The following is a 22769-nucleotide window of genomic DNA, read 5'->3' as shown; positions in this document are numbered from 1 at the left end:
AACACCGCGTGACACAGCGTCCAGTGTTTTCCGCAGGCGCCGAGGAGCAGGGGAGCGCGCCCCCGCGCACCACGGACGGCGGAAGGTTTCGTGCAACAAGCCGGTAGCAGGCGTCGACGAGATTCGTCGTCGCCCGAGCACCGGCTTCTTTGTGTCGCGTGACAGTGCCGCCGATGTTAGCGGCGCAGGCCGAGAGCGCCGATAGCGAGAGCCAGCCAGCCGCCGATGAGCGCTACGCCGCCAGCGGGAACCACGCCAAACGGCGTCGCGAAAATCTCCGCATGACGCGCATAAATGCCGCCCGAGAAGAGGATGATACCGGCGACGAACAGGAGCGCGGCCAGGTTCAGGAAAATCGTGCCGACATGCGTGCGCCAGCCTTGCGAGATGAATAGAACGACGCCGACGCCGAGCAGCGCGAGCGAATGCATCGTGTGATAGAGCGAGGCCGTGGCGAACGGCTGACGCGACGCATCGGCCGTCACCTCATGCGCGCCGATGGCTCCGGCGGCGACCGAAAGTGCTCCGAGAACTGCCGCAATGAATATCCAGAAACGTCCCATGTTTGTCCCCCGAAACCCGCCGGCGGGTGCATACCTCCGGCCGAAACAAAATCGCCGTGCCCTGTGCGACAGGATTCCGCCGCTGGGCGCATTGAACCGGAGCAAAGCCGATGGCCCTGGCATCAGGCGTGCCGATGCGCCCTTATACGGCCACGTCCTACGCCAACGCGCCGCTGTCGTCACGGTCAATCGACGGAAGCGATTAACAGACGCGGAACGGGATGGATGCTCCGCAAGCTCGGCTGCTGGCCGTTTGCGGGCGCGCTCAACGACAATCGCAAACGCCGCCGACCGACATCGCATCCAGAAGGCGCAGCCATACAAGTGCGAGTTTGTCGTAAATCCCGATTAGAGCGGGGCCGATCGGAGTCAACAACCGATCGGGAATTTCGTTTGATGGGCGCCCATCAGGGCTTTACTGCCACGCGCGCAACTCTTCCCCATCGACGCCATAAAGAAACAGGCCGAGCGCATCGGCCTTTTCCACGATGGCCTGTTGCTCAGCCAGCAGTACGCCTCCGGCCGCGACCGCGATCCCCGCGAGCCCGGCCTCGGCAGCAAGTTCGACCGTGCGCGGCCCGATGGCAGGCATATCGAGGCGGAGATCCTGGCCTGGCTTGGGCATCTTCACCAGCACGCCTTGCCGGTTCTTGAAGCCCCAGCGGTTGAGATCGCGGCATCGCGAGAGCATGGCGTCCGTCCCCTCCGCCGCCTCCACCGCAAGCACATACCCCCGCGCGACGACCGCGCCCTGCCCGATATCGTACTCGCCTAGCGCACGGGCAACATTGAAGGCGAGCCGGATATCGGCAAGCGCTTCGGCGTCTGGCGCGGCTCCCGAGAACACACCGGCGGGGGCAAGCAGGCGCGGCGCGACCTCGTGCGCCGCCAGAACTTCGAAACCGCGCGCCTCGAAAAACCGCGCCACCGCGCGCAACACGGAGTCGTCGCCGCCACGAAGAATGCGCAGAAGCTCCGGCATATGACGCACGAAACCGGTGTCGATCCTCACGCGCAAGAGATTGGGACGACGCAAACTGCCGACGAAGACGACGCGCTCGCACCCCTCGCGGCGGAGCGCACCGAGAATGCGACCGATCTGGCCGATTCCGGCATAGCTATGCGGAAAGCTTTCGATGGTGGAGGATGCGTTGCCCTGAAGGCCGACGATGTAGGGGCGCTCGCCACGCGCGGCCGCCGCTTCGGCAACGGCGAGCGGCAGGGTGCCACCTCCAGCGACGATGCCGATGCGCGAAGCTCCTGCTGCCGCGCCGGTCTTCGCTCCCGGTTCCCCGGCCACGGCAGGAACGTTCATGCCTGAGCGCGTGGCACGCAGAACGAGCGATCCGTCTTGGCCCGCATGAACGAGACGATGCGCTGCACAGCGGGATCGTCCGCAAACATTTTCTCGACATCGTCGAGGCGCTCGGACAGCGTGCCTTCCGCCGAAAAGAGCAGCCGATACGCCTTGCGCAGCGAGTGGATCTGATCGCGCTCGAAGCCGTGCCGTTTCAAGCCGACAATGTTGAGCCCGGCTAGTGCGGCGCGATTTCCTAGCACTATGCCGAACGGGATGACGTCCGCTTCCACACCCGACATGCCGCCGACAAAGCCGTGGGCACCGACCCGAACCCATTGGTGAACCGCCGAGAGCCCGCCGAGGATGGCGTAGTCTTCGACCGTGACGTGGCCAGCGAGTGTCGCGTTGTTGATGAGGAAGACATGATCGCCAATCTGGCAATCGTGCGCAACGTGGCTACCGGTGAGAAAGAGGCAATGGCTTCCAACGCGCGTCACATGCCCGCCGCCGGCCGTGCCGCCGTTCATGGTGACATGCTCGCGAACGACCGTGTGTGCGCCTACGAAAAGTTCGCTACGTTCGCCCTGGTATTTCACGTCCTGCGGGGGACCGCCAAGCACCGCGAAGGGATGAATTTCGCACCCTTCACCGATTTCCGTCGCGCCGGTGATGACGACGTGCGCATGGACCTTGACGTTCTTGCGCAACGTGACATTCGGCCCGATTACCGCGAACGGTCCGATTTCGACGCCCTCTTCGAGCGTTGCGCGCGGATCGATCGCCGCCGAAGAATGCACCAGCATCTGTGTCATGACAGACCTACGCGCTCTAAGCGCCCTTGTTGTCGTTCGCATCGACGATCATGGCGCTGATCTCTGCTTCCGCCACAAGCTGACCGTTCACCCTGGCTTTGCCGTCGAACCGCCAGACGCGCCCGCGATTCCGCTTCTTGGTCATATGGAAGTGCACCTGATCGCCCGGCAGCACGGGCCGACGGAAACGGGCGCGGTCGATCGACATGAAGTAAACGAGCTGAGGCTCGAAATTCGAAAGGCTCGCCATGCAAAGCGCGCCAGCCGTTTGCGCCATGCCCTCAATGAGAAGGACGCCCGGCATGACCGGAAAATTCGGGAAGTGCCCCTGAAAGAACGGCTCGTTGATCGTCACGTTCTTGATGCCGATCGCGGAGCTGTCGCCATCCATCTCGATAATCCGATCGACAAGGAGGAACGGGTAGCGGTGGGGCAAAAGCTTGAGAATGCGGGTGATATCAGCCGTGCCGAGTTCCCTGCGCTCTTGCCGCGTTTCGCTTTCCAGTTGAGGCTCGGATGTGTTGGACATGCTCATGACTTCTAATCGTTGGTGTCGCCCGGATTGTCTGCGGCTTTGCGCTTAGCGAGACGCTTCAATAGCGCCACTTCACGCGCCCATGCCGCCATGGGCTTGGCCGGAGTGCCTCCCCATCGTTCGCCGCGAGGTATACTGGACGAAACGCCGCTCTGCGCGCCGATTTGAGCACCGGCTCCGATTCTGATGTGCCCGACGGTTCCGCACTGGCCGCCCATCGCCACGTAATCTTCCAGGACGGTACTGCCCGAGATACCTGTCAGTGCTGCAATAACGCAATGCCTTCCGATAACGACGTTATGGGCGATCTGAACGAGATTGTCGATCTTCGTCCCCTCGCCGATTATCGTATCCTTCAGCGCGCCGCGGTCGATGGTGCTATTCGCGCCAATCTCGACATCGTCCTGGATGATGACGCGGCCAACTTGCCGCACCTTGTAGTGGCCGCCGGGGCCCATTGCAAAGCCGAACCCGTCCTGCCCGACGCGAGCGCCCGCGTGGATGATGACGCGATTACCGATGAGCGCGTGCGTGATTGAAGCACCGGGACCGATGAAGCCGTCGCGGCCAATGGCGACACGGTAACCAATCACCGCGCCGGCCGCGATGCGCGTGCCCCGCCCGATGGATGCGCCCGCACCGATCACTGCGCCCGGCTCGATGATCACGCCATCTTCGATTTGGGCGGTTTCATCGACAGGCGAAGTGCCGGGAGCGACTTTCGGGGTGCCGGCATCGGGGAAGAACAGTTCCAGCGCGCGGGCGAACGCGCGATACGGATCGCGCGCGACGAGCGGCACTGATGTCTCCGGCAGTTGGGTGGCCGATGCCTGGGAGACGAAAACCGCCCCTGCCCTGGTGACCTTGAGCGCCGCGAGATATTTGCGATTGTCGAAGAAGGAAACGTCGTCGGGGCCAGCTTCGTCGAGCGTTCTGATCGCCACCATCTTACGCCCGCCGAGAGACAGGAACGCTTCCGGAATCGTCGCATCCGCATGAGCGACGAGGTCGAAGAGAGTGTGAGGCCCCGCGGGAGCCCAGAAGCCGGGATGATCCATGTGACGCTGGCCCAAAAATTAAAATGCTAAGCGAGCATGTGCCCGCTTAGCATCGTTGAAGGCGATCGTAAACTCCAAGGCGCGAGGCCGAAAGACGCGATCAGAACTTGGTTGCCGCACCGAAACGGAAGACCTGCGTTTCGTCGTAGCTTGCTTTGGCCAAGGCGTAGGCAAAGTCTGCGCGGAGCGGACCGACCGGCGAGTTCCAAAGGATCGAGGCGCCGACCGATGCCCGGATGTCGTTGGAGTCGAACGTTCCTATATTGCCCGGAGCGCATTGTCCGGTGCTGCTGCCTGCATTCGTGCAGTACTGATGAGCGTACTTTGAAGCATCCGACCCCCAGACAGAGCCCACATCCGCGAACACAGCACCGCCGAAGCCGAGATCGTCCGGAATGAAGGGCAGCGGGAAGCGGACTTCAGCCGTGGCTGCCCAGAAGTTCTTACCGCCGACCGGGTCGTCGGTATACTTGTCGCGCGGTCCCAAGCCAGCCGTCGCGAAGCCGCGGACCGTCTCGCCACCCTTGAAGAAGCTGTCGACGATACGGACGTTCTGATCGTCCCAGCCGCTGATGTTGCCGCCGATGGCGCGACCGACGAAGGTGATCTGCTTCGTGATCGGATAATAGCCACGACCTTCTGCGATGGAGCGGATGTAGTTCACGTCGCCGCCGACACCGGCCACATCCTGCGCGAAGGAGAAGTAGAAGCCTCGCGACGGATTCTTGCGGTTGTTGCGGGTATCGTAGATCAGCGAGTAGCCGACCGACGAAATAACGGACGTGCCCTCGATCTGCTTCACGGCGAGCGACGAACCTTCAGCCACATCGTAAACTTCATCCGACATGAGCGTGTAGTTCGTGTTGAGCCAGAGGCTGTCGATGAGCGCGAAGCCAAACCGCACGCTGCCACCAATCTTGAGGTCGGCATAACCCGCGTCGGTGTAGGACGACGAGGTGTAATCGGAGTTGCGAGCGAAGGCGTCGAGGCCGAACGAGAGGTTGCGGTCGAGGAAGCGAGGCTCTGTCCAGCTCACTTCAGCGCCGCCGCTGACCTGGCTGCCCGTAACCTTGACCTGGAGATATTGACCGGTGCCGAGGAGATTACGCTCGGTATAGGACACTTCGCCAAGGAGACCTTCGGCCGAGGAGTAACCCGCGGCGAAGGAAAGCTCGCCGGTGGACTGCTCTTCCACCACGACCGACAGCACGACACGATCGGGGGCGGAACCCGGCTCTCTGTTGACCTTTACGTCCTTGAAGAACCCAAGAGCGAGAAGGCGCAGACGAGCCTGATCGACCATGATCTTGTTGTAAGCGTCGCCTTCCGCCACGCGGAACTCACGCCGGATGACGTAATCCTCGGTGCGATAGTTGCCGACGACGTTGATGCGCTCGATGTATAGGCGCGGACCCTGTTCCACGACATAGGTCACGGAGATTGTGCGGTTCACCGGATCGCGGTCGATGCGCGGACGAACCTGCCCGAAGGCGAAGCCCTGCTCGGCAACCGACACCGTCAAACGCTCTGCGGTACGATCAACCAGCTCGGCGTTGTAAACGTCGCCCGGCTTTGTCAGAAGATTGCCGCGAACTGTTTCTGCAGCGAATGCCGGAAGCGTCGACTCGACGTCCACACCGCCGAAGAAATATTGCGGCCCCTCGTCGATGGTGAAGGTCAGGAAGAAGCCTTTGCCCTCCTGATCAACATCCGCAACCGCCGACATCACGCGCATATCTGCATAGCCGTTCTTGAGGTAGTAGCGGCGGAGAAGTTCGCGATCGAGGTTGAAACGGTCCGGGTCGTAAACGGAGGTCGGCTTCAGGAAGTCGAGGAAGCTCGATTCGGTGGTTGTGATGACGCCACGCAGCTCCGTGTCCGAGAACGACTGATTGCCGATGAAGTTGATGCCGACAACCTTCGTTTCCGGCCCTTCGCGGATTTCGAAAACGAGGTCGATACGGTTGTTGTCGAGTTCGATGATCTGCGCGTCAACTTGGGTGGCGTAGTAGCCTTGGCGACGATAGACGTCGAGCACGCGCTGAACATCCGCCTGAACCTTGGCCCGCGTGTACATTGTGCGAGCCTTGAGCTGCACTTCCGCGGAGAGCGTATCGCTCTTGACCTCGGTGTTTCCCTCGAAGGCGACGCGGTTGATCAGCGGGTTTTCAACAACCGCGATAACAACCGAGCCCCCCTGAGGGGTGATACGGACATCCTGGAAAAGACCAGTAGCGAAAAGCGCGCGCAGGCTCTCGTCGGCCTTGTAAGCGTCATAGCGCTGCCCTGCCGTGAAGGTCAGGTAGGATTTGACGGTTTCCGGCTCGATGCGGCGGTTGCCCACGACTTTTATGTCGCGAACGACGCCACCTCCCTGGGCGAACACTTCCGTTGAATAGATCGCGCCGGCCGTGACGGTCACCGTCATCGCGGCCGCGAGTAGTACGAGGGTCATGCAGACCCCACGGATTATGCTCGAGCGAAGCATCTGTTTTGTTGCCCCTATTACGCCGGATCCCCACCACAGCAGTTCAATTTGCTAGAGACTAGCAATTTGTGACGCCACGGTGGCTTGTCCCCCACCAATCAGTCTGTTTACGAACCGTCTGTTGCCCCCCGGCACCAAAACGGCAGACCACTCACTTCCCCTCAGAGACGCTAACGACGGCACACGCTTTCCACCTGCGGTGCAGGCGTTGGGCCGCGTGTGATGTCGGCTATGTTATTCCACGTCACGAAAATCATTAACATGATAAGCAAAGTGAATCCAAACTGAAAACCGATTTCCTGCGCCCGCTGGCTTAATGGGCGGCCGAGTATGGCTTCCGCGCCATAGAACAAAAGGTGGCCCCCGTCCAAAACCGGGATCGGGAACAAGTTGAAGAGCCCCACGCTGATGGAAATGAACGCAATCAACGGGATAAGGTTGACGAATCCGTCGGAAGCGAAGGTCTTCGCGACCTCCGCGATCTTCACCGGACCGCCGAGCGTGCTCGCGCAGGCGTTACCCTTGAAAAGTTGTCCAAAAAACTGGAACGGCCCTTCGATGATGCGCCAGGTGCGTTCCACGCCGATCCCGACGGACTGCGAAAGGCCGACGCTTTCGATTCGGGCGTTCTCCCGCCTCGATCCGCCCATCACGCCAAGTCGCCCGATACATTCGTTTTCGGTAAGTTCCGGCACTGCGGTGAGGGCCATGACACGGCCACCGCGATCGACCTCGATATCAAGCGTGGAGCGCGCGTTCAGCTTCACATAATAGCTGAAATCCTCGAAACTTTTGACCGGCCGTCCGCCGATGGACAGGATCTTGTCCCCCGCTTCGAGGCCCGCTTTCGCGGCAGGCGTGTTCGGCTCGACGCAAACGATTCGCGCTTCCTGATAACTGATGCCGTTCGCCAGCGCGAGACCGGCGAAGATCGCGATGCCGAGCGCGAAGTTCGCGAACGGTCCGGCGAGCACGATCAGCGTGCGGCGCCAGAGGTCGGCTGTGTGGAAATTGCCCTTGCGCTCTTCTGGCGTCAGCTTCGCGATCTCCTCGGCGGAGGCGACGCTAGACGCGTTTTCATCGCCCTTGAACTTCACGTAGCCGCCGAGCGGAACCCAGGCGAGCCGCCAGCGAATGCCGCTTCGGTCCACGAAGCCCGCGATTTCAGGGCCGAAGCCGACCGAAAAGGTTTCCACCTTCACGCCGAGCGCGCGCGCCGCGAGGAAATGGCCCAGCTCGTGGATGATGACCACAACGCCGAGCACAAGGAGGAACGGCACCGTCCAGAGGAAGAACTGCCCGAACGCCGAGGATAAATCCGAGAGAATCATTGGGAACCTTACAGCGAGGAGGCGAAAAGCGACGCGAGGGATGCCTTATCGCTTCTGAAGCTTGCCGCAACCTGCGGCTTGAACAGAAGCAATATAAGGCGTTCGACGGGGTGCTTAAATACGCGGAGCCGCCGCTTCCGCGATCGTGACGGCGGGACGAGCGGAGCTGAGCGCCGATTTGGCGATATCACGGGCGCGCTCGTCGATATGGGTGACGGCGTCGAGACTATCCGGCAGCACGCCGGCGAGCGCGGACGTCGCCATGTCGAGCGTGCGTTCGACTGCCTCGGCGATGCCGGGGAAGGAAATCTGGCGATTCAGGAAGGCTTCCACCGCCACCTCGTTCGCCGCGTTGAGCACGGTCGGCGTGTTGCCTCCGGACTTCAGCACTTCCTTTGCGAGGCGGAGCGCGGGGAAGCGCGTCTCGTCGGGCTTCTCGAAGGTGAGCGTGGCAGCCTCGGCAAGGTCGAGCCGCTTGATGGTTTCCGCCTTGAGCCGCTCCGGCCAGGCAAGGCTCAGCGCGATGGGCGTGCGCATATCGGGCACGCTCGCCTGCGCGATCACCGAGCCGTCGGTGTAATAGACGAGCGCGTGGATGATCGACTGCGGATGCACCACGGCATCGAGTTGGTCGGCGCGCACCTTGAAGAGGTGGAACGCCTCGATGATTTCGAGGCCCTTGTTCATGAGCGTGGCGCTGTCGATGGTAATTTTCTGCCCCATCGTCCAATTCGGATGCTTCAACGCATCCTCGACGCGCGCCGCCGCGATCTGCTCCTTCGTCCATGTGCGGAACGGACCACCCGAAGCGGTGAGCACGATCTTCTCGACGTAGCGCCCTTCCTGCTCAAGCGACTGAAACACGGCCGAATGTTCCGAATCGACCGGCAGCAGCGTCGTGCCGTAGCGCTCGCGCTCGTTCATGAAATAAGCGCCGGCGCAGACGAGACATTCCTTATTGGCGAGCGCCACCGTCCGGCCCTGCTTCAGAGCCGCCAGCGTGGGCGCCAGGCCCGCATAGCCGACGATGGACGCCATCACGACATCGGCATCGCGAGCACCGGCATCGACCACCGCCGACTTGCCCGCGCCGCATTCGATCCCCGTCCCGGCGAGCAGGTCGCGCAGTTCAGCGCCCGCGCTTTCGTCGGCGACTGCCGCGAATTTCGCCTTGAACTGCACGGCAAGGCTCGCGAGCTTTTTCGCGTTGCGGTTCGCCGACAGCGCCACGACCTCGAACCGGTCGGGGTTTTGTGCGAGGAGATCGCAGGTGCTGTCGCCGATGGTGCCGGTCGCACCCAGCACGCTTACGCGCTTTCGGTAACCCGCCCCATTCAATTCGTGTGCCTGCCCGTTCTTGGTCATTGATGCCTCACCAGATCAACAGCGCGCGCCCGGGCTTCAGCGGATCGGCCGCCGCCGCGATGAGGCCAGCGCCCATCGCCGCGAAAACAAGTCCGTCCAGGCGGTCGAGAACGCCGCCATGCCCGGGGATCAGCCCGCTCGAATTCTTTACGCCAAAGGCGCGTTTGATGAACGATTCGCCGAGATCGCCGCCCATCGAGACGATCGCGAGCAGAACGCTGAGCCCGGCCATGATTTCAACGGACGTATGCTCGAACCAGAGCGCGAACAGCACACCCGCAAGGCCCGCCGTCGCTGCGCCGCCTATGAAGCCTGACCAAGTCTTGTTGGGCGAGATGCTGGGCGCGAGCTTCGGGCCGCCAAGGAGCTTGCCCACGAAGAAAGCGCCGGTGTCCGCCGACCATACGACGAGAAACAGGTAGATGATGGCATGAAACCCGTAGTCCGGGTCTTGCCGGATCGCGATGAGCGCGATGGCGGGGAAGCCCGCGTAATAGACGCCCGCCGCCGACCACCATGGATCGCTCGTGAGTTCGCTATTCTTGTGCAGGCGAAAGACGAGCCAGGTTGCCAGGACGATCAGAGCGATGGCGAGCACGCGCTCCCCCATCAGTGTGGCGTAGCCCGCGGCGATGATGGCGACCGTCTGGATGACGAAGATCCGGTCTATGTTGGAACCGCGCACGACGCGACCCCATTCCCAGCTCATCAACGCGGCGGCGAATAAAATCAGCCCCGCGAATGTCGTTGTGCCGGCATAGGTCAGCGCCAAGGTCAGGACGACCATGACCAAGGCCGAATTGATCCTGAGAACCAGCTCTGAACTGAGAGGTTTGACCATTATCCTTCGCCCGTTCTGGCGGCTGCGAGGTGCGCGAGGGGCGCTATCCTGCAAGGCCGCCGAAACGGCGTTCACGCTGCTGGTAAGACGCGATCGCGCTTTCTAAAGTCTGTCTTGTAAAGTCCGGCCAGAAATTATCAACGAATAAAAACTCGGAGTAGGCACACTGCCACAGGAGGAAGTTGGAAATCCGCTGCTCGCCGCTCGTTCGGATGAGGAGATCGGGATCGGGAATCCCGGCGGTATCGAACTGTTTGGCGAACATCTCCTGCGTGATATCGGCGGGATCGATTTCGCCCGCCTTCGCCTGCTCCGCGAGACGCTTCGCCGCACGTACGATCTCATCGCGCGCGCCATAATTGAAGGCGATGATGAGTTCCATACCGGTGTTGCCGGCCGTCAGCGCCATGGCGTCGCGAAACATGGCGAAGAGGTCGCGCGGCACGCCCTCCTCGGAGCCGATGACGCGCACCTTGATGTTGTTCTGGTGGATTTCCGCGAGGTCGCGGCGAATGAACCGGCGCAGAAGCCCCATGAGATAGGTCACTTCCAGCGGCGGCCGCTTCCAGTTCTCCGACGAGAAACTGAACAGCGTCAGATAGGAAATTCCTAGCTCAGCCGCGGCGCGGACGCATTCGCGCGTGCTCTCGACCCCTCTGCGATGGCCTTCGGAGCGCGGTAGCCCGCGCTGCGCCGCCCAGCGGCCGTTGCCATCCATGATGATGGCGATGTGCTTCGGACAAGGGCGCTCATTTCCGTCGGCCAGAGCCTGTTCACGCAATCTCACTTCGAGCACCCATGATTACCGAGGCAATTTGCCGCTGAACCCGGCGGGCTCTTGCGCCTCGTTCCCGGCTCCGTCTGGCGGTACCGAGGCTACGCGCTCGACCCTGCGCCGGGCTTGAAGGGACCAAAGCTAGACCTGCATGATTTCATGCTCTTTCGTGGCGAGCAATGCGTCGATTTCCTTGATGGTCTTGTCGGTGAGATCCTGCACCTTGGTGGAGGTCTTGCCGCTCTCGTCTTCGCTGATCTTGCCGTCTTTTTCGAGCTTCTTGATCTGATCCATGCCGTCCTTACGCACATTGCGCACGGCGACGCGCGTCGCCTCGGCATATTTCTTCGCGATCTTCACAAGTTCCTGGCGACGCTCCTGGTTCAGTTCCGGGATCGGCAGTCGCAGCGTCAGCCCATCAATGACGGGATTGAGGCCGAGGCTGGACTCGCGGATCGCCTTTTCGACGCCGTGAAGATTGCTCTTGTCCCACACCTGCACCGTGATGAGGCGCGGTTCCGGCGCGTTGACCGCAGCCACCTGCTGGATCGGCATCTTTGCGCCGTAAGACGTCTGAACCATGATCGGATCGAGCAGCGTCGCGCTCGCGCGCCCCGTGCGAAGCCCGCCGAATTCGCTTTTCAGCGAAGCGACCGAGCTCTTCATGCGCTTCTCGATTTCCTTGATGTCGAAATTGCCGGTAGCCATCTCCATCCCCTTCGAGTCTTGAGGCTGTGTTTCTTTAGGCCCTGATTTATGCGTCCGCGTCGGTTCCGACAACGCTGCAAAGGGCCTCACCGCGCATCACCTTGCCGATTGCGCCTTGTTCGTGAAGCGAGAATACCACGACGGGAATCGCATTGTCGCGGGCAAGCGCGATCGCCGCGGCGTCCATCACCCTGAGATCCTGGGCCAAAACGTCCGAGAATGTCAGCCGGTCATAGCGTTCGGCGCGCGGATCCTTCTTCGGGTCGGCGGAATAAATGCCATCCACCTGCGTCGCCTTAAGCAGCGAATCGCAACCGAGTTCGGCTGCGCGGAGCGCGGCCGTGGTGTCGGTCGTGAAGAACGGGTTGCCCGTGCCTCCCGCGAGCACGACGACCTTGCCTGCCTCCAGATCTTCGACGGCGGCATCGCGCGAGAATGTGGCGCAGATTGTCGGCACCGGAAGCCCGGAGTAGATCGTCGCGGGCTGGCCTATGCGAACGAGCGTCTGTTGCAACGCCACGCCGTTCATGACGGTCGCAAGCATGCCCATGAAGTCGGCCTTCACGCGGTCCATGCCTTTCGCAGAGCCCGCGAGCCCGCGATAGATGTTCCCGCCGCCGACCACAAGCGCGATGCGCTTGCCGCTGTTCGCCAGATCGGCGATGTCGCGCGCGATGGCGTCGAGCGCCTGCGGGTCGATGCCGTATTGTCCGCTGCCCATAAGCGCCTCGCCCGAAATCTTGATGAGCGGGCGGGTAAAAGGAAGGTGCGCCATGGCTTTTCCTTGCGGCTGCGGGAGGACGGACGGCGAAGCTGCCGCCCGTTATATCGGTCTGCCGTTATTGATTTCCAGCGGCCGCCGCCACTTCCGCCGCGAAGTCGCCCTTCTCGGTGACAATACCCTCGCCGAGTTCGAAGCGAACGAAGCCCGTAACCGTGATCGGCGCCCCGGCTTCCTTCTCGGCTTCCTTCACCGCCTTCTCGACCGTGAGATCGGGATTGATCACGAAAGCCTGCTTCAGGAGGACGACCTCTTGATAGAACTTCCGGATACGGCCTTCGATCATCTGCGCGATGACCTTCTCGGGCTTGCCGCTTTCCCTTGCCTGCTCGGTGAAGATCGCGCGTTCGCGCTCCACCACTTCCGGATTTACTTCTTCGTCCTTCAGCGCGAGCGGGTTCGTCGCCGCGACGTGCATCGCGATCTGACGGCCGATCTCAGCGAGCTTCTCTGCGCTGCCCGTCGATTCGAGCGCAACGAGCACGCCGATCTTGCCGAGGCCCGGAGCCGCCTGATTGTGAACGTAGGTTGCCACGATGCCGTCGCTCACCGACAGCGCTGCCGTGCGGCGCAGCGAAATATTTTCGCCGATGGTCGCCACGAGTTCCTTGAGGTGGTCGGTGACGGACGCCGTCTTGCCCGGATATGCGGCAGCGGCGAGCTTCTCGACGTCACCGCCAGCCTTCAGCGCGAGCTTTGCAACTTCGGCCACGACCTTCTGGAATTGGGGATTGCGCGCCACGAAGTCGGTTTCCGAATTGACTTCGACTACCGCCCCGGACTTGGCTTCGGATGACACGCCGATCAGACCCTCGGCAGCCACGCGGTCCGCCTTCTTCGCGGCCTTGGACAGACCTTTCGCACGAAGCCAGTCGACGGCAGCTTCCATGTCGCCGTTCGATTCCGAAAGCGCCGTCTTGCAGTCCATCATACCTGCGCCGGTCTTCTCGCGAAGATCCTTCACCATGCCGGCAGTAATAGCAGCCATTCTCTACCTCATCTCGTTGAGCTGGAGCGCGCTCGCGCGCGCTCCGCCTTGATCGTCCTAGCTTGTCAGCTCGCGCGCCTGATCGACCCAGTCGCCCTTGGCGATCTGGCCGTTGCCGTGCAGCAGACGGTCGATTTCGTCCAGATTGTCCTGCGTGAACGCCGCGACCTGCCAGAAATGGAAGATGCCGCGCTCGTTGAGCTTCTTCTCGTGCGTCTTGGTGATACCGCGTATCTTGTTGAGGTCGTCTTTCTCGCCCTGCGGCTCGGCCAGACCTTCAAGCGTGGTTTCCGCGTCGCCTTCCTTCGTGGCGACGACGACAGGCGCCTCATCCTTGCCGTTCGTCGCAGGCGCTTCCGGAACTTCCTCAAGCGCGACTTCAGCGATTTCTTCCGCCTCGCCGATGTCGATGCCGGACACGCCCTGAGCGCGCTCAATGCCGTCGATCGCCGCGCGCGAAATCAGATCGCAATAAAGCGTGATCGCGCGGCCCGCGTCGTCGTTGCCCGGGATCGGATAGTTGACGCCGTCCGGGTTCGAGTTCGAGTCGATGATGGCGATGACCGGGATCTTGAGCTTCTTCGCTTCCTGGATCGCGATGGATTCCTTGTTCGTGTCGATCACGAACAGGAGGTCCGGCACGCCGCCCATGTCCTTGATGCCGCCGAGTTCCTGCTCAAGCTTGTCGCGCTCGCGCGTCAGGTTCAGAAGCTCTTTCTTGGTGAAGCCCTGACCTTCGCCCGACACGAGGTCGTCGAGATAGCGAAGGCGCTTGATCGAATTCGTGATCGTCTTCCAGTTGGTCAGCATGCCGCCGAGCCAGCGGTGATTGACGTAATATTGCGCGCTGCGCTTCGCCGCGTCCGCGACGGCGTCCGACGCCTGCCGCTTGGTGCCGACGAACAGGATGCGCCCGCCCTGGGCCACCACGTCGCTCGCCGTGACGACCGCCTGATGCAGCAGCGGCACTGTCTTCGACAGGTCGATGATGTGGATCTTGTTGCGCGTGCCGAACAGGTAGTCCGACATCTTCGGGTTCCAGCGGTGCGTCTGGTGACCGAAATGCACGCCAGCTTCGAGGAGCTGGCGCATCGTGAATTGGGGAAGCGTCATGGTATGTCCTTCGTCCGGTTAAGCCTCCGCGGGGCTGTGGATGGCGATGCCATCACCGGAATGCCAAAAAGGGCCGCGTAACGGCCCTGACATAATCCCCGCGTGTGAGATGCGCTTTGTATAGGGGGCGGCGGATAAAATTGCAAGAGCCGGTGGAGTTCCCGACGAGCGCCCACCCACCTCGCAACGAGTGCTCGGAGCGGCACAATTCGAGCGTCGCTCGTGGAGTGCCGCGCGTCCGAACGCGCCCACGCCTTAGCCGCACAAAATTAGCGCGCTTTCACCAGCCGGATCAGCACGTCGATACGAGCGACCTTCATGCCTTCCGGCAACTTCGGCACCGTCACCGTGACTTCGTTCTCGGGCTCAAGGTCGACGAGGCGGCCTTCTTCCTCGTAATAGAAGTGCTGATGGTCCGAAATCTTGGTGTGGAAGTAGTTCTTCGAGCCCTCGATCGCGACTTCACGCAGCAGCCCGCATTCGGTGAGCTGCTTCAGCGTGTTGTAGACGGTGGCGAGCGAAACGGCCATCTTGTTGGAGACAGCTTCGGCGTGGAGTTCCTCCGCCGTCACGTGGCGGTCTTTTTCCTTGAACAGGAGCTTGGCGAGATCGATCCGCTGCCGCGTCGGGCGCAGGCCCGCATCGCGAAGCTTCGCTTCGACCCGGCATGTCGCTTCCCTGCTGTCCGTAACCCGCACTTCTTCCGGCAGATACACCGCACCCTCCCCTATCGAACCCCGGCGCCAAGCCCAGCTTGCGCCATCTCGCCCATCGTCGCAGCGAAGCCAGAGGCTTCACGCGCTTTTTCCACTATCGCGGGCAGTTTGGCAAGAACACGCCCCAAATCCTCATCTGTGCTGGTATGTGCGAACGAGAAGCGTATCGCCCCCAAAGCGGCGGCATAGGGCACCTTCATGGCCCGCAGAACATGAGATGGCTCTGTCGAACCCGCAGCACAAGCGGAACCGGAGGACGCTGCAATACCAGCCTTATCCAGTTCCAGCAGGATCACTTCACCCTCGGCGCGGTCAAACACGATATTCGACGTATTCGGAAGCCGGTTCTCGATGTCGCCGGCAATAAACGCGCCCCCTATGCGACCGAGTGACGCAGCCTCGAAAGCGTCGCGAATCTGTCGCACGCGCTCGCAGCCGCCGCCTTGCAGGCGCCTCAGCGCGAGTTCAGCGGCCTTGCCGAGCCCGACGATGCCGGGCGCATTCTCGGTGCCCGCGCGGCGTCCGCGCTCCTGTTTGCCGCCGCGAACGAGCTGATGGAAGGGCACGCCCTTCTTTATATATAGTGCGCCGATCCCTTTCGGGCCGTGAAACTTGTGCGACGAGAGCGACAGCATGTCGATATCGGCGGCCTTGACGTCGATCGGGATGCGCCCGACAGCCTGAACCGCGTCGGTGTGGAACAGCGCGCCTACCTCATGCGCAAGTCGCGCAAGCTCCGCCACCGGGAAGATCGTGCCGGTTTCGTTGTTCGCCCACATGATCGAGGTGATGGCGGTCTTCGGTCCGAGCGCGGCGCGATAGGCGTCGATGTCGAGGCGACCCTTGCCGTCCACGCCGATGACATGCACCGTAATGCCGCGATGGCGCTGGAGATGCTGCACGAGCGCGAGGATCGCCGGGTGCTCCACGGCGGAGGTCACGATCTCGTTGCGGCCGGTCTGCGTTTCGAGCGCCGACAGAAGCGCCGTGTTGTCGGACTCGGTACCGCCCGAAGTAAAGACGATCTCGTGGCTTTGCGACGCGCCGATCAGCGCCCGCACCTGGTCGCGCGCCTGATGGATGGCCGCGCCCACTTCCTTGCCGAAGCCGTGGATCGACGACGCGTTGCCAAAATGCTGGGTGAAGAAGGGGAGCATCTCCGCCAGAACGGCCGGATCGAGCCGCGTGGTGGCGTTGTTGTCCAGATAGACCGGATGCATTTGCCCCTTCTTTCTAAAGCTAGTGGCCGCCCATCGCGGGGATGAGCCGCACCGGATAGCCGAGCTTCGCGATGATCTTGGCCTGAATGCCGTGCACAGTGACTGACGCAAGCTGACAGCCGACGCAAGCGCCCGTCATCCGCACCTTCACGAAGTTGCCCTCGACCTCAAGCAGTTCGCAATCGCCGCCGTCACGCTTTAGATGCGGACGCAGTTCTTCGATGGTTTCGCGGATGATGCGCAGTTTCGTTTCTTCGGCCGTTTCGACCGGAGCGTCGCACACAACAGTTTCGGCGCGTTCCATGACTTCGAACATTGATTAATTCCTTTTGTCAGCCGAACGATTTGCCGCAAGAACAGCTCGCCGTCGCTTGCGGATTATCGAAGGTGAAGCCCGAGCTTTGCAGGCCGATCACGAAGTCCACGGTGGTGCCTTCGAGCATCTGGACACTGTCGCGATCCACGAAGACTTTCACGCCGCGCTCTTCGACGACGATGTCCTCGGGGTTCGGGTCGGCCACGAGCCCCATCAGGTATTTGAAGCCCGCGCATCCCCCCGCGTCCACGGCGAGGCGCAACCCTTCGATGGGCGTGTTCGCGCCCTTTATGGCGGTACGAACGGCGTTTGCTGCGGCTTCCGTTAGGTAGATCATGCGGCGGAGCCTTTCTGCTGTAACCTGCATTCGCTCAAGGCAGTAGCAACGCCCGTGCCAACGCGACAAGTGGCTGCGATGCTTGATAAATGTCAAATATGAAGTGGGTCGAAGATGCCGTTTGTCGGATTTCCGACACGTCGGAAGCGGGACGGGCATCGGACGCAACGTCGCATGCGGCTTACGAGCCTCACAAGCATTTGTCTTCCGTGTGCCAGCGCTTGAGGCCAAGAATGCGACCCGCCGGGCGTGTTTTCCATGCGCGATTTCACATCGTCGCGGGCGACAACATCATGTTACATTCGGTCGAAACGCGGCGATTCATTGCCCCCGGAATGAGCGGCCGCGCTACCGAATGCCACAAGAAGAATGGCGGCGAACCGCCATCGTCTTTCGGAAACGTCCATGCGGCGAGATGACTTTTCGGCTTTTCCGCCACAGCCCCACGGGTTTGTTCCGTGATATTCGGCTGCGGAGCGGCTAAGCTTGGCCGGAACCATTGACTGAGGTTGACAGCATGACCAAAGAAGCACCGAGCATCGTCTGGACCAAGACCGATGAATCCCCGGCGCTAGCGAGCTATTCGCTCCTGCCCATCGTTCAGGCGTTCACGAAGACAGCCGGTGTTTCGGTCGTCGAGAAGGACATCTCGCTCGCGGGCCGCCTCATCGCGACCTTCGCGGATACGCTCAAGCCGGAACAGCGCCAGCCGGACGCGCTCGCTGAACTCGGCGCGCTCGCCAAGAGGCCCGAGGCGAACATCATCAAGCTGCCGAACATCTCGGCCTCGCTGCCGCAGCTCAAGGCCGCGATCAAGGAGCTTCAGGGGAAGGGGTACGATCTGCCCGATTATCCCGAAGAGCCAAAGACCGACGCCGAGCGGGAAATCAAGGCGCGCTATGCTAAGGTGCTCGGCTCGGCCGTGAACCCGGTGCTGCGCGAAGGCAATTCGGATCGCCGCTCCGCTCCGTCGGTGAAGCAATACGCGAAGAACCATCCGCACAAGATGGGCGCGTGGAAGGCCAGCTCGAAGACGAACGTCGCGCATATGGCGGGCGGCGACTTCTACGGCAGCGAGAAGTCCATCACCATGACCGCCGATGGCAGCTTCATGATCGAGTTCTTCGGCGAGGACGGACACACGCATGTCCTGAAGAAGAAGGTGCGCTATAAAGCGGGTGAGATCCTTGACGCCGCCTTCATCAGCCGCGACGCGTTGCGCGCGTTCTACGCGGATGCCATCGAGGCCGCGAAGGCCGAGGGTGTGCTGCTGTCGCTGCATCTCAAGGCGACGATGATGAAGGTGTCCGATCCGATCATGTTTGGTCACGCCGTGTCGGTCTATTTCAAGGACGTGTTCGAGAAGCACGCCGAAACCTTCAAGGACATCGGCGTAAACCCGAACAACGGCCTCGGCGACCTTTACGCCAAGCTCGGCAAGCTCCCCGAAGACAAGCGCGCCGAGATCGAGGCCGACATCAAGGCCGTCTATGCGAAGCGCCCGCAACTCGCGATGGTGAACTCCGACAAGGGCATCACCAATCTGCATGTGCCGAGTGACGTTATCGTGGACGCGTCCATGCCCGCGATGATCCGCGAAGGCGGCAAGATGTGGGACGTGGAAGGCAAGACTGCCGACACGCTCGCGATGATCCCCGATCGCTGTTACGCGACGATCTATCAGGTTATGATCGACGACTGTAAAGTGCACGGCCAGTTCGATCCGAAGACCATGGGCAGCGTGTCGAATATCGGCCTCATGGCGCAGCAGGCAGAGGAATACGGCAGCCACGACAAGACCTTCGAGATCGTGGAAGGCCACGGAAAGGTGCGCGCCATCGACGAGGACGGCAACGTCATCCTCGAACAGGAAGTGCAGCACGGCGACATCTTCCGCATGTGTCAGGCGAAGGACGCGCCCATTCAGGACTGGGTGAAGCTGGCCGTCAACCGCGCCCGCGCGAGCGGCCTGCCCGCAATCTTCTGGCTCGACCCGAAGCGCGGTCACGACGCGCAGGTCATCGCGAAGGTGCAGCATTACCTCAAGGACCACAACGTAGCGGGCCTCGACATCCGTATCCTGTCGCCCGACGACGCGATGCGCTTTACGCTTGCCCGCATCCGCAAGGGCAAGGACACGATTTCCGTCACCGGCAACGTGCTGCGCGACTACCTCACCGACCTGTTCCCGATCCTCGAACTCGGCACGAGCGCGAAGATGCTCTCCATCGTGCCGCTGATGGACGGCGGCGGGCTGTTCGAGACCGGCGCGGGCGGTTCGGCTCCCCGGCACATCCAGCAGTTCCAGGAAGACGGCTATCTGCGCTGGGATTCGCTCGGCGAATATCTCGCGCTCGGCGTCTCGCTCGAACATCTCGGCCAGACCTACAGAAACGAAAAGGCGGAGGTGCTGGCCGAAACGCTCGATCAGGCCACCGCGAAGGTGCTTGAGAACGACAAGGGTCCGGCGCGCAGAATCGGCGGCATCGACAATCGCGGCAGCCACTTCTACCTCGCGATGTATTGGGCGCAGGCGCTCGCCGCGCAGACGAAGGACGCGGCGTTGCAAGCGCTGTTCGCGCCGCTCGCGAAGACGCTGACAGAGAACGAAGCGCAGATCGTGGCCGAACTCGCTGCGGCGCAGGGACACCCCGTGGAAATCGGTGGCTATTACCGCCCGGACTTCGCGAAGGCCTCCGCCGCCATGCGGCCAAGCGCGACGCTCAACGCGGCGCTGGAGAGTCTCCGTTAAGAAGCGGCACCACGAAACTGCGCAGTCCGTCTGTTTTCACGCGAGTTTCAGGGAAGGCGAGGTTCGGCTTCCCTGAAACAATTCCAGTGTTGCTTGCCTCATGACGCCGCTTGGCTCACAAAGACAATGCGCCGCCGCCGACCTCCAAGGACTACACCATGCTTGAAGCTTACCGTGCCCACGCCGCCGAACGCGCCGCGCTCGGCATTCCCGCTCTGCCGCTCAGTCGCCAGCAGACGGAAGACCTCGTCGCGCTGTTGCGCAACCCGCCTGCGGGCGAGGAGGCGTTTCTCCTCGATCTCATCACGTATCGCGTCCCGGCGGGCGTGGACGACGCGGCGAAGGTGAAGGCGGCATTTCTCTCCGCCGTCGCGACGGGCGACGAAGCGAACGCGCTCATTTCGCGGGCGCGGGCCACGGAGCTTCTCGGAACCATGCTCGGCGGCTTCAACGTCAAGCCGCTGATCGAACTTCTCGACGATGCCGAAGTCGGCGCGGTCGCCGCCGACGCTCTGAAAAAGACGCTGCTCGTGTTCGACTATTTCCATGACGTGAAGGAGCGCGCCGAACGCGGCAACGCCAACGCGAAGGCCATCATGCAAAGCTGGGCCGATGCCGAATGGTTCACGGCGCGCCCCGAAGTGCCAGCCTCGCTCACCGTCACCGTGTTCAAGGTGAACGGCGAAACCAACACGGACGATCTGTCGCCCGCGCCCGACGCGTCCACGCGCCCCGACATCCCGCTCCACGCACTCGCCATGCTGAAGAACGCGCGCCCAGGCATCGAGCCGGACGAACCCGGCGCACGCGGCCCGGTGAAGCAGCTCGAAGCGCTGGTCGCCAAGGGCAACCCCGTCGCTTATGTCGGCGACGTGGTCGGCACCGGCTCCTCGCGCAAATCGGCGACGAACTCGGTTCTCTGGTTCACGGGCGAAGACATCCCCTACGTGCCGAACAAGCGCTTCGGTGGCGTCTGCCTCGGCTCCAAGATCGCGCCGATCTTCTACAACACCATGGAAGACGCAGGCGCGCTGCCGATCGAACTCGACGCCTCGAAGATGGACATGGGCGACGTGGTCGAGCTTCGCCCCTACGAGGGCAAGGCGCTTAAGAACGGCGAAGTCATCGCGGAATTCAAGGTGAAGTCCGAGGTGATCTTCGACGAGGTGCGCGCGGGCGGCCGCATCCCGCTCATCATCGGGCGCGGGCTGACCGCGAAGGCGCGCGAGGCGCTGGGGCTTCCGGCCTCGACGCTGTTCCGCCTGCCCGCCGTGCCGCACGACACCGGCAAGGGTTATACGCTCGCGCAGAAGATCGTCGGCCGCGCCTGCGGACTGCCGGAAGGCACCGGCATTCGTCCAGGCACGTATTGCGAGCCGAAGATGACGACCGTCGGCAGCCAGGACACCACCGGCCCGATGACGCGCGACGAGTTGAAGGACCTCGCCTGCCTCGGCTTCTCCGCCGATCTCGTGATGCAGTCCTTCTGCCACACGGCGGCCTATCCGAAGCCGGTCGATGTGACGACGCATCGCGACCTGCCGGGCTTCATTGCCACGCGCGGCGGCGTATCCCTGCGCCCCGGCGACGGCGTCATCCATTCGTGGCTGAACCGCCTGCTTCTGCCCGACACGGTCGGCACCGGCGGCGACAGCCACACGCGCTTCCCCATCGGCATCTCGTTCCCGGCGGGATCCGGCCTCGTGGCGTTTGCGGCGGCGACCGGCGTCATGCCGCTCGACATGCCGGAAAGCGTGCTCGTGCGCTTCAAGGGCAAGATGCAGCCAGGCATCACGTTGCGCGACCTCGTGAACGCGATCCCGCTCGCGGCGATCAAGGCGGGCGCGCTCACCGTCGAGAAAAAGGGCAAGAAGAACGTCTTCAACGGCCGCATCCTCGAAATCGAGGGACTGCCTGATTTGAAGGTGGAGCAAGCGTTCGAACTCTCCGACGCGTCGGCTGAGCGCTCGGCGGCGGCATGTACCGTGCGGCTCAACAAGGAGCCGATCATCGAATATATGCGCTCGAACATCGCGCTCATGCGGTGGATGATCGCGAACGGCTATGAGGACGCGAGGAGCCTCGCGCGCCGCATCGCCGCGATGGAAGCGTGGATCGCCGCGCCGAGCCTGATCGAGCCGGCCGCCGACGCGGACTATGCCGCCGTGTTCGAGATCGACCTTGCCGACATCAAGGAGCCGATCCTCGCCTGCCCGAATGACCCGGACGACGTGAAGACGCTGTCCGAAGTGGCGGGCGACAAGATCGACGAGGTGTTCATCGGCTCCTGCATGACGAACATCGGCCACTTCCGCGCGGCGGGCAAGATCCTCGCCGGCAAGTCCGACATCCCGACGCGGCTGTGGATCGCGCCGCCGACCAAGATGGACGCGCGCATCCTGACGGAAGAGGGCTATTATTCCGTGCTCGGCAAGTCGGGCGCGCGCATGGAAATGCCCGGCTGCTCGCTCTGCATGGGCAATCAGGCGCAGATCCGCAAAGGCTCGACGGCGCTTTCGACCTCGACGCGCAACTTCCCGAACCGGCTCGGCATCGACACGCGGGTTTATCTCTCGTCGGCGGAACTGGCGGCAGTCGGCGCGTTGCTCGGCCGCATCCCGACCATGGCGGAATACATGGAGCATGTCGAAGCCGTGAACAAAGCCTCGGGCGACGTCTACCGCTACATGAATTTCGATCAGATCCCGGAATTCGCGGACGCGGCGGCCTGACGGCAGCCCAACTTTACGTCGCTGGAGAGCCCCGCATC

The 22769-nt window shown here is 62.5% G+C and carries 20 protein-coding genes; 2 read left to right on the top strand and 18 right to left on the bottom strand.

Annotated elements, in window-relative coordinates; genetic code table 11:
* Positions 1 to 176: 176 nt before the first annotated feature.
* From RVAN_RS20495 to RVAN_RS10000, 18 genes are all read right to left on the bottom strand, one after another.
* Entirely contained in the window at positions 177 to 563 is a 387-nt protein-coding gene (locus tag RVAN_RS20495; RefSeq protein WP_013419629.1) for a DUF423 domain-containing protein, read from the bottom strand.
* 415 nt (positions 564 to 978) lie between these two features.
* Positions 979 to 1878, bottom strand: coding sequence for an LpxI family protein (locus tag RVAN_RS10080; RefSeq protein WP_013419628.1), 900 nt, complete (start codon positions 1876 to 1878; stop codon positions 979 to 981).
* Positions 1875 to 2675: an acyl-ACP--UDP-N-acetylglucosamine O-acyltransferase gene (gene lpxA / locus RVAN_RS10075; RefSeq protein WP_013419627.1), complete on the bottom strand. Its 801-nt coding sequence runs from the start codon at positions 2673 to 2675 to the stop codon at positions 1875 to 1877. Before lpxA ends, RVAN_RS10080 begins: the two co-directional genes overlap by 4 nt.
* Positions 2676 to 2691: 16 nt before the next feature.
* Positions 2692 to 3204 carry a 3-hydroxyacyl-ACP dehydratase FabZ gene (fabZ, locus tag RVAN_RS10070; RefSeq protein ID WP_013419626.1) on the bottom strand — a complete coding sequence of 171 codons (513 nt, stop codon included), beginning with the start codon at positions 3202 to 3204 and terminating at the stop codon, positions 2692 to 2694.
* 11 nt (positions 3205 to 3215) lie between these two features.
* On the bottom strand, positions 3216 to 4268 hold the full coding sequence (gene lpxD / locus RVAN_RS10065; RefSeq protein WP_013419625.1) for a UDP-3-O-(3-hydroxymyristoyl)glucosamine N-acyltransferase: 1053 nt from the start codon (positions 4266 to 4268) through the stop codon (positions 3216 to 3218).
* A 100-nt stretch (positions 4269 to 4368) separates the two neighbouring features.
* The gene (gene bamA / locus RVAN_RS10060) at positions 4369 to 6723 is read right to left on the bottom strand and encodes an outer membrane protein assembly factor BamA (RefSeq protein ID WP_013419624.1); all 2355 of its coding nucleotides are present in this window, start codon (positions 6721 to 6723) and stop codon (positions 4369 to 4371) included.
* 203 nt (positions 6724 to 6926) lie between these two features.
* Positions 6927 to 8087: an RIP metalloprotease RseP gene (gene rseP, locus RVAN_RS10055; protein ID WP_013419623.1), complete on the bottom strand. Its 1161-nt coding sequence runs from the start codon at positions 8085 to 8087 to the stop codon at positions 6927 to 6929.
* Between the two features lie 114 nt (positions 8088 to 8201).
* Positions 8202 to 9452, bottom strand: a complete 1251-nt coding sequence (gene dxr, locus RVAN_RS10050; protein WP_013419622.1) for a 1-deoxy-D-xylulose-5-phosphate reductoisomerase — start codon at positions 9450 to 9452, stop codon at positions 8202 to 8204.
* A gap of 7 nt (positions 9453 to 9459) precedes the next feature.
* On the bottom strand, positions 9460 to 10293 hold the full coding sequence (locus RVAN_RS10045; protein WP_013419621.1) for a phosphatidate cytidylyltransferase: 834 nt from the start codon (positions 10291 to 10293) through the stop codon (positions 9460 to 9462).
* 43 nt (positions 10294 to 10336) lie between these two features.
* The gene (locus RVAN_RS10040; RefSeq protein WP_155942562.1) at positions 10337 to 11011 is read right to left on the bottom strand and encodes an isoprenyl transferase; all 675 of its coding nucleotides are present in this window, start codon (positions 11009 to 11011) and stop codon (positions 10337 to 10339) included.
* A gap of 198 nt (positions 11012 to 11209) precedes the next feature.
* Positions 11210 to 11776 (bottom strand): ribosome recycling factor, encoded by a 567-nt coding sequence (gene frr / locus RVAN_RS10035; RefSeq protein WP_013419619.1) that lies wholly within the window; start codon positions 11774 to 11776, stop codon positions 11210 to 11212.
* Between the two features lie 46 nt (positions 11777 to 11822).
* On the bottom strand, positions 11823 to 12551 hold the full coding sequence (gene pyrH, locus RVAN_RS10030) for a UMP kinase (protein WP_013419618.1): 729 nt from the start codon (positions 12549 to 12551) through the stop codon (positions 11823 to 11825).
* 64 nt (positions 12552 to 12615) lie between these two features.
* The gene (tsf, locus tag RVAN_RS10025; protein WP_013419617.1) at positions 12616 to 13545 is read right to left on the bottom strand and encodes a translation elongation factor Ts; all 930 of its coding nucleotides are present in this window, start codon (positions 13543 to 13545) and stop codon (positions 12616 to 12618) included.
* Positions 13546 to 13602: 57 nt separating this feature from the next.
* Positions 13603 to 14658, bottom strand: a complete 1056-nt coding sequence (locus RVAN_RS10020) for a 30S ribosomal protein S2 (RefSeq protein WP_013419616.1) — start codon at positions 14656 to 14658, stop codon at positions 13603 to 13605.
* Between the two features lie 269 nt (positions 14659 to 14927).
* Complete coding sequence (gene irrA / locus RVAN_RS10015; RefSeq protein WP_013419615.1) at positions 14928 to 15374, bottom strand: iron response transcriptional regulator IrrA; 447 nt, start codon at positions 15372 to 15374, stop codon at positions 14928 to 14930.
* An 11-nt stretch (positions 15375 to 15385) separates the two neighbouring features.
* Positions 15386 to 16594: a cysteine desulfurase NifS gene (gene nifS / locus RVAN_RS10010; protein ID WP_013419614.1), complete on the bottom strand. Its 1209-nt coding sequence runs from the start codon at positions 16592 to 16594 to the stop codon at positions 15386 to 15388.
* 19 nt (positions 16595 to 16613) lie between these two features.
* Positions 16614 to 16910: a NifU family protein gene (locus tag RVAN_RS10005; protein ID WP_013419613.1), complete on the bottom strand. Its 297-nt coding sequence runs from the start codon at positions 16908 to 16910 to the stop codon at positions 16614 to 16616.
* 16 nt (positions 16911 to 16926) lie between these two features.
* Positions 16927 to 17247, bottom strand: coding sequence for a HesB/IscA family protein (locus tag RVAN_RS10000; RefSeq protein ID WP_013419612.1), 321 nt, complete (start codon positions 17245 to 17247; stop codon positions 16927 to 16929).
* 517 nt (positions 17248 to 17764) lie between these two features.
* Here RVAN_RS10000 and RVAN_RS09990 point away from each other — a divergent pair.
* On the top strand, positions 17765 to 19999 hold the full coding sequence (locus tag RVAN_RS09990; protein ID WP_013419610.1) for an NADP-dependent isocitrate dehydrogenase: 2235 nt from the start codon (positions 17765 to 17767) through the stop codon (positions 19997 to 19999).
* Positions 20000 to 20109: 110 nt separating this feature from the next.
* Positions 20110 to 22731, top strand: coding sequence for a bifunctional aconitate hydratase 2/2-methylisocitrate dehydratase (acnB, locus tag RVAN_RS09985; RefSeq protein WP_210160431.1), 2622 nt, complete (start codon positions 20110 to 20112; stop codon positions 22729 to 22731).
* Positions 22732 to 22769 lie beyond the last annotated feature (38 nt).

This window comes from Rhodomicrobium vannielii ATCC 17100, from assembly GCF_000166055.1.
Classification (GTDB): domain Bacteria; phylum Pseudomonadota; class Alphaproteobacteria; order Rhizobiales; family Rhodomicrobiaceae; genus Rhodomicrobium; species Rhodomicrobium vannielii.
This window is presented reverse-complemented; position numbering and strand designations above follow the sequence as displayed.